At 64.3% G+C, this 15,209-nt stretch carries 16 protein-coding genes; 5 read left to right on the forward strand and 11 right to left on the reverse strand.

Translation table 11 applies throughout. From position 1 onward, the window contains the following. Window positions 1-95: 95 nt before the first annotated feature. Together E5E96_RS09235 and E5E96_RS09240 are read right to left on the reverse strand one after the other, a co-directional pair. Window positions 96-812, reverse strand: a complete 717-nt coding sequence (locus E5E96_RS09235; protein WP_016349179.1) for a MarC family NAAT transporter — start codon at window positions 810-812, stop codon at window positions 96-98. Between the two features lie 135 nt (window positions 813-947). Next, window positions 948-2,264, reverse strand: a complete 1,317-nt coding sequence (locus tag E5E96_RS09240) for an MFS transporter (RefSeq protein WP_045790820.1) — start codon at window positions 2,262-2,264, stop codon at window positions 948-950. A gap of 247 nt (window positions 2,265-2,511) precedes the next feature. On the opposite strand from E5E96_RS09240, the gene E5E96_RS09245 reads away from it, so the two are divergent. Next, entirely contained in the window at window positions 2,512-3,183 is a 672-nt protein-coding gene (locus E5E96_RS09245; RefSeq protein WP_171281987.1) for an adenine nucleotide alpha hydrolase, read from the forward strand. Here the strand turns inward: E5E96_RS09245 and E5E96_RS09250 are convergent. Genes E5E96_RS09250 through E5E96_RS09270 form a run of 5 tightly spaced genes read right to left on the reverse strand, consistent with a single transcriptional unit; the run spans window position 3,180 to window position 9,669 of the window. Next, window positions 3,180-4,382 (reverse strand): HD-GYP domain-containing protein, encoded by a 1,203-nt coding sequence (locus tag E5E96_RS09250; protein WP_080602659.1) that lies wholly within the window; start codon window positions 4,380-4,382, stop codon window positions 3,180-3,182. The genes E5E96_RS09245 and E5E96_RS09250 overlap by 4 nt on opposite strands. Next, on the reverse strand, window positions 4,321-6,987 hold the full coding sequence (locus tag E5E96_RS09255) for a response regulator (RefSeq protein WP_171281988.1): 2,667 nt from the start codon (window positions 6,985-6,987) through the stop codon (window positions 4,321-4,323). Before E5E96_RS09255 ends, E5E96_RS09250 begins: the two co-directional genes overlap by 62 nt. After that, window positions 6,988-8,058, reverse strand: a complete 1,071-nt coding sequence (locus E5E96_RS09260; RefSeq protein ID WP_171281989.1) for an ATP-binding SpoIIE family protein phosphatase — start codon at window positions 8,056-8,058, stop codon at window positions 6,988-6,990. Window positions 8,059-8,064: 6 nt separating this feature from the next. Beyond that, the gene (locus tag E5E96_RS09265; RefSeq protein ID WP_171281990.1) at window positions 8,065-8,439 is read right to left on the reverse strand and encodes an anti-anti-sigma factor; all 375 of its coding nucleotides are present in this window, start codon (window positions 8,437-8,439) and stop codon (window positions 8,065-8,067) included. A 9-nt stretch (window positions 8,440-8,448) separates the two neighbouring features. Next, window positions 8,449-9,669, reverse strand: coding sequence for a PAS domain-containing protein (locus E5E96_RS09270; RefSeq protein ID WP_171281991.1), 1,221 nt, complete (start codon window positions 9,667-9,669; stop codon window positions 8,449-8,451). Between the two features lie 141 nt (window positions 9,670-9,810). Between E5E96_RS09270 and E5E96_RS09275 the strand changes: the two genes are divergently transcribed. Further along, window positions 9,811-10,503, forward strand: a complete 693-nt coding sequence (locus E5E96_RS09275; protein ID WP_029301794.1) for an AraC family transcriptional regulator — start codon at window positions 9,811-9,813, stop codon at window positions 10,501-10,503. On the opposite strand, the gene E5E96_RS09280 is transcribed toward E5E96_RS09275, so the two are convergent. Beyond that, window positions 10,469-10,888 (reverse strand): nuclear transport factor 2 family protein, encoded by a 420-nt coding sequence (locus tag E5E96_RS09280; RefSeq protein ID WP_171281992.1) that lies wholly within the window; start codon window positions 10,886-10,888, stop codon window positions 10,469-10,471. The two genes, E5E96_RS09275 and E5E96_RS09280, sit on opposite strands and share 35 nt — an antisense overlap. A gap of 215 nt (window positions 10,889-11,103) precedes the next feature. On the opposite strand from E5E96_RS09280, the gene aphA reads away from it, so the two are divergent. Further along, entirely contained in the window at window positions 11,104-11,814 is a 711-nt protein-coding gene (gene aphA, locus E5E96_RS09285) for an acid phosphatase AphA (protein WP_043168835.1), read from the forward strand. A gap of 72 nt (window positions 11,815-11,886) precedes the next feature. On the opposite strand, the gene E5E96_RS09290 is transcribed toward aphA, so the two are convergent. Both E5E96_RS09290 and E5E96_RS09295 read right to left on the reverse strand, forming a co-directional pair. Continuing rightward, window positions 11,887-12,732, reverse strand: a complete 846-nt coding sequence (locus E5E96_RS09290; RefSeq protein ID WP_029301797.1) for a neutral zinc metallopeptidase — start codon at window positions 12,730-12,732, stop codon at window positions 11,887-11,889. Window positions 12,733-12,839: 107 nt separating this feature from the next. After that, window positions 12,840-13,103, reverse strand: coding sequence for a hypothetical protein (locus tag E5E96_RS09295; RefSeq protein ID WP_005308154.1), 264 nt, complete (start codon window positions 13,101-13,103; stop codon window positions 12,840-12,842). A gap of 173 nt (window positions 13,104-13,276) precedes the next feature. On the opposite strand from E5E96_RS09295, the gene E5E96_RS09300 reads away from it, so the two are divergent. Together E5E96_RS09300 and E5E96_RS09305 are read left to right on the forward strand one after the other, a co-directional pair. Next, entirely contained in the window at window positions 13,277-14,098 is an 822-nt protein-coding gene (locus E5E96_RS09300) for an HDOD domain-containing protein (protein ID WP_024945656.1), read from the forward strand. Between the two features lie 117 nt (window positions 14,099-14,215). Next, complete coding sequence (locus E5E96_RS09305; RefSeq protein WP_171281993.1) at window positions 14,216-14,737, forward strand: GNAT family N-acetyltransferase; 522 nt, start codon at window positions 14,216-14,218, stop codon at window positions 14,735-14,737. Between the two features lie 127 nt (window positions 14,738-14,864). Here E5E96_RS09305 and E5E96_RS09310 read toward each other — a convergent pair whose 3' ends face one another. Continuing rightward, on the reverse strand, window positions 14,865-15,041 hold the full coding sequence (locus tag E5E96_RS09310; RefSeq protein WP_017408838.1) for a hypothetical protein: 177 nt from the start codon (window positions 15,039-15,041) through the stop codon (window positions 14,865-14,867). Between the last annotated feature and the right edge of the window lie 168 nt (window positions 15,042-15,209).

The following is a 15,209-nucleotide window of genomic DNA, read 5'->3' on the forward strand; positions in this document are numbered from 1 at the left end:
CTGTATGAAAAACACACTAACTTATTTATGTGTCAACAACATGATCAGGCGCAAGATCAGCGACGATTCCTGCGCTTTTATGACACCGTTTTCAGTCAGGGCTGGCGCGGGTCTGGCAATTGATCAAGGGCGCCGGATACGTGTGGCAACGCGGGTGCCGTTTGTGCCGCCGGCGCACCGTGGAACACCGGATCCTGCGCCACTTCCTTGATGCCATTGATGCAGAACTGCATACCCATGCAAACCAGCAAGAAGCCCATGATCCGGGTCATGGCGTCGATGCCGGTGGCGCCGAGGATCTTGCAGACCGGATCCGCCAGCTTGAGTACCCCCCAGCTGAGCAGGCTCATCAGGGCGAAGGCGGTGACCATGGCGGCATAGATGGTGAAGCGGTTGTATTCGTCCGGCAGCTCGGCGATCTGGGCGGCGCCGCTGATCACCAGCGCCATGGTGCCCGGTCCGCACATGCTGGGCATGGTGAGCGGCACGAAGGCGATGCTCTGGTTGATGTCGACCCCGGCCGCTTGGCTCGGTGCCGGGAACAGCATGCGAAAGCCGATGAAGGCGATGATAAGACCGCCGGCCAGACGCAGGCCGGGAATGGAGATCCCGAACAGATCCAGGATGGAGGAGCCGATGAAGAAGCTGACGCAGAGGGTGCAGAACAGATAGATGGCGGCCAGGTTGATCTGGCGGCGCACGTGCTCGCGCGACATGCCCTTGCTCAGCCCCAGCAACAGGGTGGCCGTGGTGGGCGGGTTGACCATGGGCAGCAGCGCCAGCAAGGCGAGAAATACGACCTGAAAGAACATCATGAACCTCGGATGACTAGGGTGGAGGAGTGTCCCGGGCCGTCGAGGGGCCCGAGAGGGAGGCTATCTTATGTCGGCCGGGCTGAACACCAGCCATATGAAAAAAGCCCCGCACTGGGCGGGGCTCGGGATGGTTCAGGCGGCCTGTGGCGCACTCTGGCGCTGGCTGCGCTGCTGCAGCCAGAGCAGCAGGCCGAGTACGAAGCCGAGCACAGCCAGGCTGACCACGTAGTGGGAGGGGGCCAGCACGTCCTCCTTCATCCAGAGCGTGACCAGCATGGGCGTCAGGCCGCCGAAGATGGCGTAGGCCACGTTGTAGGAGAACGACAGTCCGGAGAAGCGCACTACCGCCGGGAAGGCATTGACCATGACGTAGGGTACGGCACCGACGATCCCCACCGAGAAACCGGCCAGCGCATAGAGCGGCACCAGCTGGCTGGTGTCGGTCGCCAGCCCGTGATAGAAGGCGTAGCTGGCGCCGGCCAGCAGCAATGAGCCCAGCATGAAGGTAGGGCCGCTGCCGAGGGCGTCGATCAGCCGGCCATAGACGATGCAGCCGAAGGTCAGCGCCAGAATGGCCAGCGAGTTGGCTGTCAGCGCATCGGCCGGGCTGATGCCGTGCACCTTCTGCAGGTAGGTGGGGGTCATCAGGATCACCACCACTATGCCGGCGGAGAGCAGCCAGGTGAGCAGCATGGAGACCACGACGCTGCCCTTGTGGCTGCGCAGCACCGTCTTGAGCGGCAGCTCTTCCGCCAGCGCCTTGTTGGCCTGCATCTCGGCAAAGACCGGGGTCTCGTGCAGCCAGCGGCGCAGGTACATGGCGACGATGCCAAATGCCCCGCCGAGCACGAAGGCCAGTCGCCAACCCCAGTCGCTCACCTCGCCCGGGCTCATGCCGCGGTTGATGGCGGTGGCCACCAGGGAGCCGAGCAGGATGCCGGCGGTCAACCCGGCGGTGAGGGTGCCGCAGGCGACACCGACCCGGCGGGCGGGTACGTGCTCTGCCACGAACACCCAGGCACCGGGTACTTCACCGCCGATGGCGGCCCCCTGCAGGATCCGCAACAGCAGCAACAGCAGGGGCGCGGCGATGCCGAGGGTGGCGTAGGTGGGCAGCAGGCCGATCAGCAGGGTCGGCAGCGCCATCAGCAATATGCTGAGGGTGAACATCCGCTTGCGGCCGATGAGATCGCCGAAGTGAGCCATGATGATGCCGCCCAGCGGGCGGGCCAGATAGCCGGCGGCGAAGATGCCGAAGGTCTGGAACTGGCGCAGCCACTCGGGAATGTCGGCCGGGAAGAATAGCTCGCCGATCACCACGGCGAAGAAGACGAAGATGATAAAGTCGTAAAACTCGAGGGCTCCGCCGAGGGCGGCCAGGCTCAGGGTCTTGTAATCCTGTCGGTTGAGGGGACGGCTGTGGTCGTAAGCTGGTGTGACTGTCGTCATATCCTTATGTTTCCCATCGTTTTTTTAGTTATTGTTCCCCCATCCTTGCAGGGGACACGCTCATTACCGAGGGTATGCTTTTGCATCCCGTGATGTAAATCGCACAATTCGCAACACTGTCTTGCAGCTTTTTGGTGCAGTGAGACGGAGCGACACGCTCAAGCGCCGGGCTCCTCGCCCGGACGAATAATCGGGACGATGGCCGGCGCCTTGCCGGCTCCGACCTCAAGATAGCGGGAGAAATCATATGAAGACCAAGGTGCTGCTCTCCTGGAGCAGCGGCAAGGACAGCGCCTGGGCGCTGCACGCACTGCGGCAGGATCCGGCCATCGAGGTGGTGGGACTGTTCACCACCCTCAACCAGGCGTTCGAACGGGTGGCCATGCACGGGGTGCGCAAGCAGTTGCTGCTGGCACAGGCCGAGTGCGTGGGCTTGCCGCTGACCACCATCGACCTGCCCTGGCCCTGCAGCAATGAAGATTACGCCCGCATCATGACCGACTTCATCGCGGACGTGGTGGCGCAGGGGATCCGCCACATGGCGTTTGGCGATCTCTTCCTCGAGGATGTGCGTGCCTATCGGGAGCGGCAACTGGCGGGGACCGGGATCACGCCGCTGTTTCCGCTGTGGGGCAGCAAGACCGACGAGCTGGCTGGCGAGATGATGGCGGTAGGGCTCAGGGCCAGGATCAGCACCCTGGATCCGCGCAAACTGCCCGCCGCCCTCGGCGGGCATGAGTTTGACGCGGCCTTGCTGGCGGCCCTGCCTGCCGGGGTGGACCCCTGCGGCGAAAACGGCGAGTTTCATACCCTGGCCTGGGACGGCCCCATGTTCCAGCGGCCGCTGGCCATCCGGGTGGGGGAGACGGTGGAGCGGGACGGCTTCGTCTTCACCGACCTGCTGCCCGCCACCGCCTAGTCGCGGTTGGACTCCCGCTCACCCTTGTCGTCGTTGTAGCGCAGGGCGATCTCGTGGAACTGCTGGTGGATGCGGGCAAAGGCGTCCGTGATGTCGGGATCGAAGTGATTGCCCCGCCCCGCCAGTATGATGGGCACCACCTCCTGGTGGGACATGGCGGCCTTGTAGCAGCGTTTGCTGATGAGGGCGTCGTACACGTCGGCCAGCGCCATCAACCGGGCCGAGAGGGGGATCTCGTCACCGATCAGGCCATAGGGATAGCCGGTGCCGTCCCACTTCTCGTGGTGGTAGCAGGCGATCTCCTTGGCCAGCCGCAGAAACTCCACCTCCACCCCCAGCGCCTCCTCGGCATGGACGATGGCCTCCTTGCCGAGAATGGAGTGGTGCTTCATCTGGGCAAACTCGTCCGCATCCAGCTTGCCGGGCTTGAGCAGGATCCGGTCCGGCACACCGACCTTGCCGATGTCGTGCAGCGGGGCCGATTTGAACAGCAGATCGATGGTCTTGGGGGTCAGTTCGGCACGAAAGCGGGGGTGCTCGCAGAGGGTTTCCGCCAGCAGCCGCACATAGTGCTGGGTGCGCAGGATATGGTTGCCGGTCTCGTTGTCGCGGGTTTCGGCAAGCGAGGCGAGGGAGTGGATGGTGATGTTCTGGATCAGTTCATTCTCCCGGGTGCGCCGCTCCACCTCCTGCTCCAGAAAGGCGTTCTGGTCGTGCAGCAGATCTCGCGCCGCTTTCAGCTCCAGGTGGTTTCTGACCCGGGCCAGCACGATGGCGGGGGTGATCGGTTTGTGGATGTAGTCGACGGCCCCCAGTGCCAGGCCGTGCGCCTCTGCACTCTCCTCCACTTTGGCGGTCAGGAAGATCACCGGGATCTCCCGCGCCTGCGGCATCTCCTGCAGCGCCTGCATTACCTGATAGCCATCCATCTGGGGCATCACCACGTCGAGCAGGATCAGGTCCACCCGGGTGCCGGCCGAGAGGATCTCCAGCGCCCGCTGGCCGCTGATGGCGACCTTGACCCGGTAGTGGGGGCTGAGCAGAGCGCTGAGCAGGGAGAGGTTCTCCGGTGTGTCATCGACCACCAGCAGGGTGGGTTTGGTATCGGGATCCAGCAAGTTGAGCATGATGGTGGCCTCACTCTTGGTTGAACAGATCGGGTCTGAGGGCCCGGACTTGTTGCAGATGTGCCAGGGCATCGGCGAAGCGAAAACGGGTCATGGCATCGTGCATGGCCGGTGCCGCCTCGCCCAGCAGGGGGGCGAGCCTGGCCTGATTGCGCTGGAACAGGATGAAGGCTTCCGCATCGTCTTCCAGCAGCAGCCCGGTCAGCTGGTGCAGCAGGGGCGCCAGCTCGGCGGGGGTGGCTTCCGGCAAGCCGGGGGCGGCAGGGGCCGGCAGCAGTGTCAGCAGACCGGCGGCCAGTTGCAGCTGCTGTTGCAGACCCAGTTCGGCCAGCGGCAGCAGGCTGGCGGCGTCATCTCCCCGGGCGAGGGCACTCTCCAGCCGGGCCGAGACCTCCTGCAACGACCCGGCCCCCAGTGTTGCGGCTATGCCCTTGAGGGTATGGGCCTGTCGATGCGCTTCTTCCCGGTCATTCGCCTGCAGGGCAGCCAGCAGGCTTTCCATCGGCTGACTCCCCTGGCGGGCGAAACGTTGCAGCAGATCCCGATACCACTCCCAGTTGTGCATCAAGCGTTGCAGGGCGGTTTCGGCGTTGAGGCCGAGTGCCCGCAGTTGTGGCAGCAAGGCGGTGGCGGGGGATGCGCGGGAGGCAGTGAGTCTGCTGCTGACCTCGCGGCTGAAGGAGGTGGCCCAGCGCTGCAGGGCTGCATACAGCCTGTCGGGGTCGATGGGCTTGGCGATGTGATCGTCCATCCCGGCGGCGAGGCAGCGTTCGCGGTCACCGGCCATGACGTTGGCCGTCATCGCCAGGATCGGGGTGTGTTGTCCGACGTCTTCCCGCTCGCGCAACAGCCGAGTGGCGGCCAGGCCATCCATCACCGGCATCTGCATATCCATCAGGATCAGGTCGTAGTGGGTCTGGGCCACCATCTCCAGCGCGATGGCGCCATTGCCGGCGATGCTGACATCGGCGCCGACCGCCCGCAGCAGCTCCAGCGCCACCTGCTGATTGAGCTCGTTGTCTTCCGCCAGCAGGATCCTGAGCCCGTCGAAGCGGTAGTGATGGGTCGCCTGCGGTGGCTTGAAGGTGAGGGGGCTTGCTTGCTGGCCGAACAGGCCGATGACGGTATCGAACAGCACGGAGGCGCATACCGGCTTGACCAGCACCCGATCAAAGCCGGCAGTGTCGGCCTGGCGAAAGACCTCCTCCCGTCCGTAGCCGGTCACCATGACCCGGTAGGGACGCTGGCCCATGCCGCGGGCGATGAGGCGGCGGCCGGTCTCGATGCCATCCAGCCCCGGCATGTGCCAGTCCAGCAACACCACTTCGTAGGGCTGCCCCTCCTGCTCGGCGCCGGCGATCATCTGCAGTGCCTGCTGGCCCGATTCGGCGGTGTCCACCACAAAGCTCATGCTGCGCAGCAGGGCGGCCATGATGGTGCGGGCGCTGGCACTGTCGTCGGCCACCAGCATGCGGCGCCCGCGCAGATCCAGGCTCGGCAGATAGCGGGATCTGCGCCTGCCCCGGCCGAGTCGGGCGGTAAACCAGAAGGTGCTGCCCTGGCCCGGTTCGCTCTGTACCCCCACCTCGCCGCCCATCAGCTCCGCCAGTTTGCGGGAGATGGCGAGGCCGAGGCCGGTGCCGCCGTACTTGCGGGTGGTGGAGCTGTCCGCCTGCTGGAATGACTGGAACAGCCGCTGCTGCTGCTCCTGACTCATGCCGATCCCGGTGTCCTGTACCGAGCAGTGCAGCAACACTTCCTGGGGTTGTTTCTCCAGGCAGCTGACCTTGACCAGGATCTCCCCCTGCTCGGTGAACTTGACCGCGTTGTTGGCGTAATTGATCAGGATCTGGCCGAGGCGAAGGGGATCGCCATAGAGCAGGGTGTCGAGCTGGTGGTCGACCTCGAACAGCAGCTCTATGCCCTTGGCCTCTGCCTTTTCGCCCACCAGGGTGGCCAGATTCTCCAGCACATGGTCGAGATCGAATTCGATCCTCTCCAGATCCAGCTTGCCGGCTTCGATCTTGGAGAAGTCGAGGATGTCGTTGATGATGCCGAGCAGATGCTGGGCCGAACGCTGGATCTTGCTGACGTAGTCGAACTGCTGCGGATCGAGCCGGGTCTGCAGGGCGAGATGGGACATGCCGAGGATGGCGTTCATGGGGGTGCGGATCTCGTGGCTCATGTTGGCGAGAAAATCACTCTTGGCCCGGGTTGCGCTCTCCGCCAGTTCATAGGCCACTTCCAGCTCCTGGTTCTTGGCCTGCATCACCGCAAACAGCTCGTCCCGGGTCGGTTCGGCGAACTGCCGCTGCATCTGTTGCAGCAGCGGTTCATCGGGCCAGCGGGGCAGGCGGTAGACCAGGGCGATGGCGTTGTCCGCGTGCGCTACCAGCCGGATACCACGTGAATGGCGGCCATCCGGCTCGGGGGAGAAGGGGGCATCAGCCGAGAGCGAGAGCCACAACTCCTGCGCGTGCGGCTCCAGCCACACCTGCAGTTGCAGCGGCTCAGCGTTCGCCACCAGCTGGCGTACCAGCTCGGAGGTGGCGCCTGCCAGCGGTGCCACGAAGGTGGGACTTCTGTCGAGGCAGGTGAGTACCTGGATCACCTTGCGCCGGGCGGTGAGTGCCGCCGCCGGGCCTGACAGCAGGGTTTCGCCGATCAGTTGCCGCATCTAGTCCTCCTCTCCTGCCAGCACCCGCAGCACGATGCAGCTGGCATCGTCGGTGCAGCGGCCACTGTGGGCGATCACCTGGCGTGCCAGCTGGGCGGGCTCGGCGGCCAGATCCAGCGCACCGTCGCGCAGGTTGAGGGATTCGCTGATACCGTCCGAATAGAGCATTACCACGTCCCCCGCGACGAGTGGCTGGCGTTGCAGCAAGGGGGTGGGGAAGCGCTCTCCCAGCACACCATCGCGGGAGATGCCGCGCCAGGGCTCGCGGCCGCGCAGGCAGATGCGGGTATTGCCGATGCCGGCATAGCTCAGCTCACCCCGTTCGCCGTTGACCAGGGCCACGCCGGCGGCGGCGCCCCGGGTACCGATGCAGTGCTGGTGCAACAGTTGCAACAGGCGGGCCGGCTCCTGCTCGCGGGTCTGCTGCAGCGCCGCCTCCAGCACCTGTACCAGTTTGTTGGCCGAGGCGCCGTGGCCGCTTACGTCGATCAGGATCAGCGATATCCCCTCCGGCCCCGGCCGAATGAAGGCCAGATCGCCGGAGACCCGTTCCGGATAGCAGGGGCGGTTCTCGCTGGCCCATGCCAGTTGCAGGCCGGCGTGCAGCTGGCCGGCACAGGCGAGGGGGGCGATTGGCCTGGATACCAGAGGCGCCGCGCCCAGCCACTTGCGGGCCTGCACCAGAGTTCCCCCTTCCGGCGGGGTGCTGATGGTGAGTTCGGACATCATGCGGCGCACGCCGGGCAGGCCCAGGCCCAGGGTGCCCGAGGTGCTGTAGTGATCCTGCATGGCCTGATGCACGTCCCCAATGCCGGGGCCCTGATCGCAGGCGACGATGTCGATGCAGGGGCGCCCTCTGGGATGGTGGAGGGTGAGGGTGATCTCCCCCCGCTGCGCGTATTTCAGGATGTTGCTGCCAAGCTCGGAGACCACGGTGGAGAGCATGGCACGGTCCACCTCGGACAGGTTGGCGATGAAGGGGAGGCGGCGTACCGCCATCACTGTCAGGGGCAGGTCGATGTCGTGGCGCAGCAGGTAGCTGGCCTCTTGCACGCTCTGTTCCAACTGCATGCTGCGCTACTCCTCATCCTTGAGCGTCGTGCGAACATGGGCGAAGGCATCGTCCATGTCGAGAAAGCAGCGCAGCGGCCCGGGCTCGGCATTGGCCAGCGCCAGAAAGGCGGCGATCCCCGCATTCAGTCCCACCAGCAGGCAGACGGCACCGAGCAGGCGGCACACCTCGGCCAGTTTGCGTACCTGCCTGAATTCGTGGTGATCGAGCAGCATGACCCCGGAGAAGTCGAGCAATACCGCGTGCTGGCGGCCCATCATCAGCCGCTGGGAGAGGGCCTGCATCAGTTGCTGCATGCCCTCGTCACCGAGGTCGGGGCGCATGCTGACCACGATGCAGTCGGCCACATCGGCGATGCCCAGATCATTGTTGAGCAGCATGCATCTCTCCTAGAGGGTGGATCCGACCCGCTTGAGGGCGATCTCGAAGGCATCCCGCAGGGTCGCCGTGGTACGGATGTCGCCAACAGAGACCCCCAGCTCCACCATGGTGCGGGCGATGGCCGGCGAGACGCCGGAGATGATGGCCTCGCACCCCATGAACTGGGTCGCCTTGGTGATCTTGATCAGCTGGTTGGCGACGCCGGTATCCACGGTGGCGACCCCGGCGATGTCCAGCACGAAGACCCGGGCCCGGGTCTCGGCAATCTTGGTGAGCGACTTGTTCATCACGTCGGCGGTGCGCATGGAATCGATGATCCCCACCAGTGGCAGCAGCAGGATCCCGTCCCAGATGGGGGTGACCGGGGTCGACATCTCCTGCAGCGACTTGTGCAGCTCCTCGCGCACTCTGGCGGCTTCTTCGGCCTCCTCCATGGCGCGCTTGAGCTGGCGATGCTGCGCCACCTGGGCCGTGATGTCGGTGGCAAACTTGACGATCTTGCTGGGCTTGCCGGTGAGATCCAGCACCGGGTTGTAGGAGCCCTGGATCCAGATCTCTTCCCCCTGTTTGCCGAGCCGGCAGAACTCTCCCGCCAGGAATTCACCCCGGCGCAGGGTTTCCCAGAAGCTGCGATAGTCGGCCGACTGGGCGTAGTCAGGATCGACCAGCAGCCGGTGGTGCTGGCCCTTCAGCTCCTCCAGCTGATAGCCCACCGTCTCCAGGAAGCGGGCATTGGCATCGAGGATGATGCCATCCAGTGAAAACTCCACCTTTCCCATGACCCGACTGAGGGCGTTGAGCTGCCCCTCGAAGTTGGCGTTCAGCTGCTTCTGCTCGGTCAGATCCATGCTGTATTCGATGACCTGGACCAGCGCGCCCTGTTCGTCCAGCTGGGGGCTGCAGCTGCCTCGCAGCCATATGTCCCGCCCCTGCCGATCCAGCCGGTGAAACTCTCCCTCCTGTGCCAGCCCCGTCCGCAGCGCCTGCCAACGGGCGGCCTCGTCGGCGGATTCTTCCGCCTGTGCGGGGAGCAGCATGCTGTAGTGCTGGCCCTTGAGCTCGGCCAGCTGATATCCCATGATGGCGAGAAAACGGGGGTTGGCATCCAGGATCAAGCCGTCTGGCGCGAGCTCGAGCCGTGCCATCAGCTGGTCGATGGCCTCCAGTTTGGCCTGGGGTGAAGCGGGAGTGACTGTGTTCGAATGGGCAGCTGCGGTGTGCACGTCCATGGCATCTCCAATAAATGGTGCAATTGATTTGAATGTCATTAGAAGGCGTACAGCAGTTATAGCCCACCGGGGCGAGAGCGGGGGGCAAGAAGTGTCGAAAGAGCCTGCTGGTAGATGGGCCTTGGGCCTGGGGAGTTCGTCATGAACCTCTTGTATCGCGACTACCCGCAAGGCGCCCTCACCGCCCTCCACTGTCACGGCGGTTCACAGTTTTGCTATCTGCATCGGGGTGGTGGCGTGATCAGCAGTGAGGCGGCAGGCGTGCTGCTGGTGGCGGGCCAGCTCTGCCTGATCCCGGCCGGGCTGGCCCATGAGTTCAGGGTACTGCGTCACTCCCGGCTCAGTCTGATCTATCTGGATGACCTGGATGGGGGGCGTGAACTGACGACCCGCCAGGTGAGCCCGCTGCTGGCCGGCCTGTTCGAGCGGCTGGCGGACATGGCGGAGCCGGGGCTCAGGGATGCCTATCTGACGGTATTGGCGGCCGAGCTGCGACAGGCGCCGGTGGCGGCCGGATTCATGCTGAGCGCCGCGCTGGACGTGCGGTTGCTGCGGGTGCTGGAGCGGGTCTGCCGGCACCCTTCCATCGAATACGGGTTGGCGGAGCTGGCGGCCGATTCAGGTGCCTCGGTGCGCACCCTCAACCGGCTGTTCAGCCAGCAGTTGGGCTGCAGCTTTCGGCAATGGCGACAACAGGTGGTGATGGGACGGGCCCGCCAGTTGCAGCAACAGGGCCAACCGCTGTCGCGGATAGCCCTCGAACTGGGTTACGGGGATTTCAGCGCCTTTTCTCACGCCTTCAATCGCTTCTTGCGGGAGCCGGCGGGGCCGTGAGGCGGGAGCCGAGATCCCGGTCGGTTGGCTCCCCCGCCAGCAGGCAGGTCAGCTCATCGGTGTGACTCAGGCGTTCGCCCTGAAAGGTGAACAGGGCGCTCACCTTGCACTCGATCTGGGCGCCGTCGTGACGCCAGGCCCGCACCCGATGCAGGGAGTGCACCCGGTTTCCCTCGGCCAGCAGCGAGACAAAGCGGATCTCGCAGCGGGCCAGGCTCTGGCGCAGGACCAGCAGGTGTTGCTCGAAGGCGGCGCGATCCAGCCGCTGGTCATCCACCAGCTGGACATAGTCCGGGCAGAACCAGTGATCGAGCTCGGCCGGGGTGAAATCGGGGTCGCAGATGACCCGGTTGAGGCAGGCTTGCAGCCGTTGCTTGTAATCCATGATGGGCTCCTGAGTGGATGGGAGTGGCCAGTATGGGGCGCAGCGTCGGCTCCGGCCTTGGTGCTCACGCCATGCTGTTTGGCGATTGCGCCAAGATGGGGGCTTGCCGTGGCGATGCGTGCCACTTGACCCTGTTTTGTGGCGGGTTTCACGGTTTCCTGTGCCGGCATGGGGCAGGATCGGCCCCCTGTTTCCTTCATGTCACGAGCCGTATCATGTCCTTATCCCCCCGTTTTGCCCTGCTTGCCTCCCTGGTCGCCGCCAGCCTGACCCTGCCTGCCGTGGCGGTCGAAGCCCCGGCCAGCCCCGCCGGTGTCACTGCGGTGACCCTGGCCCAGCAGGCCCCCATTCACTGGGTGTCGGTGACGCAGATTGCCAAGAGCCTGGATGGGTTGCCGCCGATGGCGGTAGGTTTCGACATAGACGACACCCTGCTCTTCTCCAGCCCGGGGTTCTATCGCGGCAAGCAGGAGTTCTCCCCCAACGACGAGAGCTACCTGAAGAACCCGGCCTTCTGGGAGAAGATGAACAACGGCTGGGACGCGTTCAGCGTGCCGAAAGAGGTGGGCAAGGCGCTCATCGCCATGCACCTTGAGCGCGGCGATCACATCTATTTCGTCACCGGCCGTTCGGCCACCAAGACCGAGACCGTCAGCCAGACCCTGCAGCAGACCATGAATATTCCGGCCGACCAGCTCAACCCGGTGATCTTTGCCGGCGATCAGCCGGGCCAGAACACCAAGGTGCAGTGGCTCAAGGAGAAGCAGATGAAGATCTTCTACGGCGATGCCGATGGCGACATCAAGGCGGCGCAGGAGCTCGGCATTCGCGGCATCCGGTTGCTGCGCTCGGCCAACTCCACCTATCGGCCGCTGCCGCTGGCAGGGGCGTTGGGGGAGGAGGTGATCGTCAACTCCCAGTACTGACCAGTACTGACGTTCACCCATGAATGGAAGAAGGGCCGGATCCTGTCAGGATCCGGCCCTTCTTTTGGGCGTCTAGCGGGCGGCGAAGGTATTGCAGCTGGCGGGCTTGCCGCTGTCGAAGCCGCGCTTGAACCAGGCGTAGCGCTGGGCCGAGCTACCGTGGGTGAAGCTGTCCGGGATCACCCGGCCCTGGCTCTGCTGCTGCAGACGATCGTCGCCGATGGCCTGGGCGGCGTTGAGCGCCTCTTCCAGATCGCCATGCTCCAGCACCTGTTCCCGCTGCATGTAGTGACCCCAGACGCCGGCAAAGCAGTCAGCCTGCAACTCGAGTTTGACCGACAGCTTGTTCTGCTCTGCCCGGCTCAACCCCTGCTGCTGTTCACGCATCTTGCGCTCGATGCCGAGCAGGTTCTGCACGTGGTGGCCCACCTCGTGTGCCACCACGTAGCCCTGGGCGAAGTCGCCGTCGGCCCCCAGCTTGTCGCGCATCTCCTGATAGAAGGAGAGATCGATGTAGACGGTGCGATCCGCCGGGCAGTAGAAGGGGCCCATCACCGACTGGCCCTGGCCGCAGCCGGTACGGGTTGCGCCGCGATAAAGCACCAGTTTGGGGGCCTGATAGCGGCTGCCGCTCTGCTGGAAGATTTCGCCCCAGGCATCCTCGGTGGAGGCGAGCATCACCGAGGTGAACCTGGCGAGGGGATCCTTGGCTGGCTGAGACATCTCCTGACGCTGGGGCTGGCTCTGGGTGGTCGGCTCGCTGAGCAAGGGGGAGAGGTCCACCCCGTAGTAGCCGGCCACCATGACCACCACCAGCAGGATCAGACGCCCCTTGCCGCCGATGGGGATGCCGCCCCCGCCGCCCTGCTGGCGCCTGTCTTCCACATTGTTGCTCTCACGGCGATCTTGCCAGCGCATATGCTTGCTCCCCTGCTGTCCGGTGGCAGTAATGATAATGGCTGGCGGGGTGGCTTGCCTAACGGGGGCAGGCCGGCGACCGGGTCGCCGGCGGTGGGAGTGGGTGTTTATTCGGCCCAGGGCATCTCGGGCAGGGAGTCCAGAAACTGGCCGTAACGCTCGAGGTTGAAGGGGCCCTGATCCGCTTCCATCGCCATCAGCTCGGCCCCCAGGGCACAGGCGATGTATTGCAGCGCCTCTTCACGGGGGGTGCCCTTCATCACCAGCCGCATCAGGGTCGCCTTGACCTGCAGCGGGTGGCCGTCGCTCAGCTGGTTGTCGACCATCTCCAGCAGGGTTTGTTCGTCGAAGAACTCGGTGGGTTCGCTCATGTGCTGTGCCTCGTCATGTCATAAAGGATGCCAGTATAGCGAGATAGCTATTAACATATTGAAATATTTCGATAAAAACATTTCGGTAGGGGCGGTTTTTGTTACCCATAATTAATGTGGGTTTGCTGTCGGCAAACAACAACCATCATAAAATCGCATGGACGGATATCAATATGCCCACCATAGACTCGCTGTTATCCAAGCCCCAGAACCTGCCCAACGTGCCGGAAGTCATGCGCGAACTGGTGCAGACCTTCAACGAGAAAGAGCCGGATATCCTGCTGATTGCCAAGAAGATCAACAAGGATCCGGTGATCTCCGCCAAGCTGCTGCGGCTGGCCAACTCCGCCAAGTTTGGCGGCAGTCGCCAGGTCGCCACCGTCAACGAGGCCGTGGTGCGGCTCGGGGTCGATGTGGTGCGCAACATGGTGCTCGCCTGCGGCCTGACCGGCTCCATCAATGCGGTGCCCGGCATCGATCTCAAACATTTCTGGGGCAAGGTATTCGATGTGGCCGAACTGGCCAGACGGCTGGCCAAGCTCAAGGGCATGAAGGGGGAGGAGGTGTTCACCTGCGCCCTGCTCTACGACATGGGGCGGCTTATCATGCACGTAGGGCTGCCGGAGAACATGGTGAACCACATCAAGGATCTGGAGCCCAGCAAGGGGCGCGCCAAGGCCGAGGAGCTGGTGGTCGGCTTCAACTATGCCCAGACCGGGGCCGAGATGGCCAGGCGCTGGCAATTCCCCCTGAGCATCTGCCATGCGGTGGAGTATCACTACAACCCCTTGCTGGCCAAGGAGTTCTCTGTCGAGGCTGCCCTCATCCATCTAGCCATCGCCCTGGCGGCGCAGTCTGACGTGGGGGACGAGGCACCGCCCGAGTGGCCCGCCCAGGTGGCCGAGCGGCTCGGTCTCTCCTGGTCCGACTGTGCGGCGGTGTTCGTGGCGCTGCGCGAGCAGGGCAATGGCTACGCCGGGCTGTTGGCGGCCTGACGCGGCTGATTTCATTGACCGGGGCCGCGTTGCGGCCCTTTTTCATGGTGACGGCCTTGCCAATAGCCGGTGGCGGGGGCAGTCTTGGGGCCTGATTCTTCTATGTGAGCCCTTGTCATGATCCTCTCCGAGCGCCTGGAACTGCGCGAACTGACCGTTGCCGATGCCCCTTTCATTGTCGAACTGCTCAACGACCCCGACTTTCACCGCTACATCGGCGATCGGGGCATCCGCACTCTGCAGGATGCCGAAAACTACATCCAGCAGGGGCCGGCGGTCAGCTATGCCCGCCACGGTCACGGCCTCTATCTGGTGGCCCGGCGCAGCGACGGCGCCAAGCTCGGCATCTGCGGGTTGATCAAACGCGATACCCTGCCTTGTGAAGACATCGGCTACGCCTTCCTGCCCGCCTATCGCGGCCAGGGTTATGGCATCGAAGCGGCGCTGGCGGCGCTGCAGGATGGTCGGGAGCGGCTCGGCATCGAGCGGGTGGTCGCGATCGTTACCCCGGGCAACGAGCGCTCGGTGGCGCTGCTGGCCAAGCTGGGGCTGGTGCAGAGCAGGCTGGTCAAACTGGCCGAGGATGCGGATGAGTGTCTGCTGCTGGAGGAGCAAGGTGCGCAGGCCTGCCGGGTCTGAGAGTATGGAGAGTTGCCGGCCAAGAGTGCGGACTAGGCGATGCCGGAAAAATTTGCGGGAGTGAGACAAAGAGGCCGCCGTGAGTTGCGGCCTGTCTGCATCGGGCGCTGCCGTTGGGCAGGCAGGATCAGTTGAGGTCTTCGATGGAGAACTCGCCAGCGATGCCGTCACAGGAGATGGCAAAACCGCCGCTGAAGCGGGTGCTGAACTGGATCAGGAACCCGTCGTCATCGTGCTCTTGCACGGGCAGGTTGATGGGTTTGCTGCGACGCAGGGGTTTGTGTGTTTGTACTGCTTTCATCATGGTATTTCTCTATATCAATTAGGTGTTTGCTCCTTGTATTGGCAAATGTCAGGTCAATGGGCGCGGTCAGCACGATTGCGGACGAGCGCGCAGGAATACCCAGCCCGGTTCAGGGGCGTCTGCACTTTCAAGGAATGCGCCAAGGACCACGCGGATGCATGATGCTAC

Source organism: Aeromonas sp. 1805, from assembly GCF_013085525.1.
GTDB lineage: Bacteria > Pseudomonadota > Gammaproteobacteria > Enterobacterales > Aeromonadaceae > Aeromonas > Aeromonas hydrophila.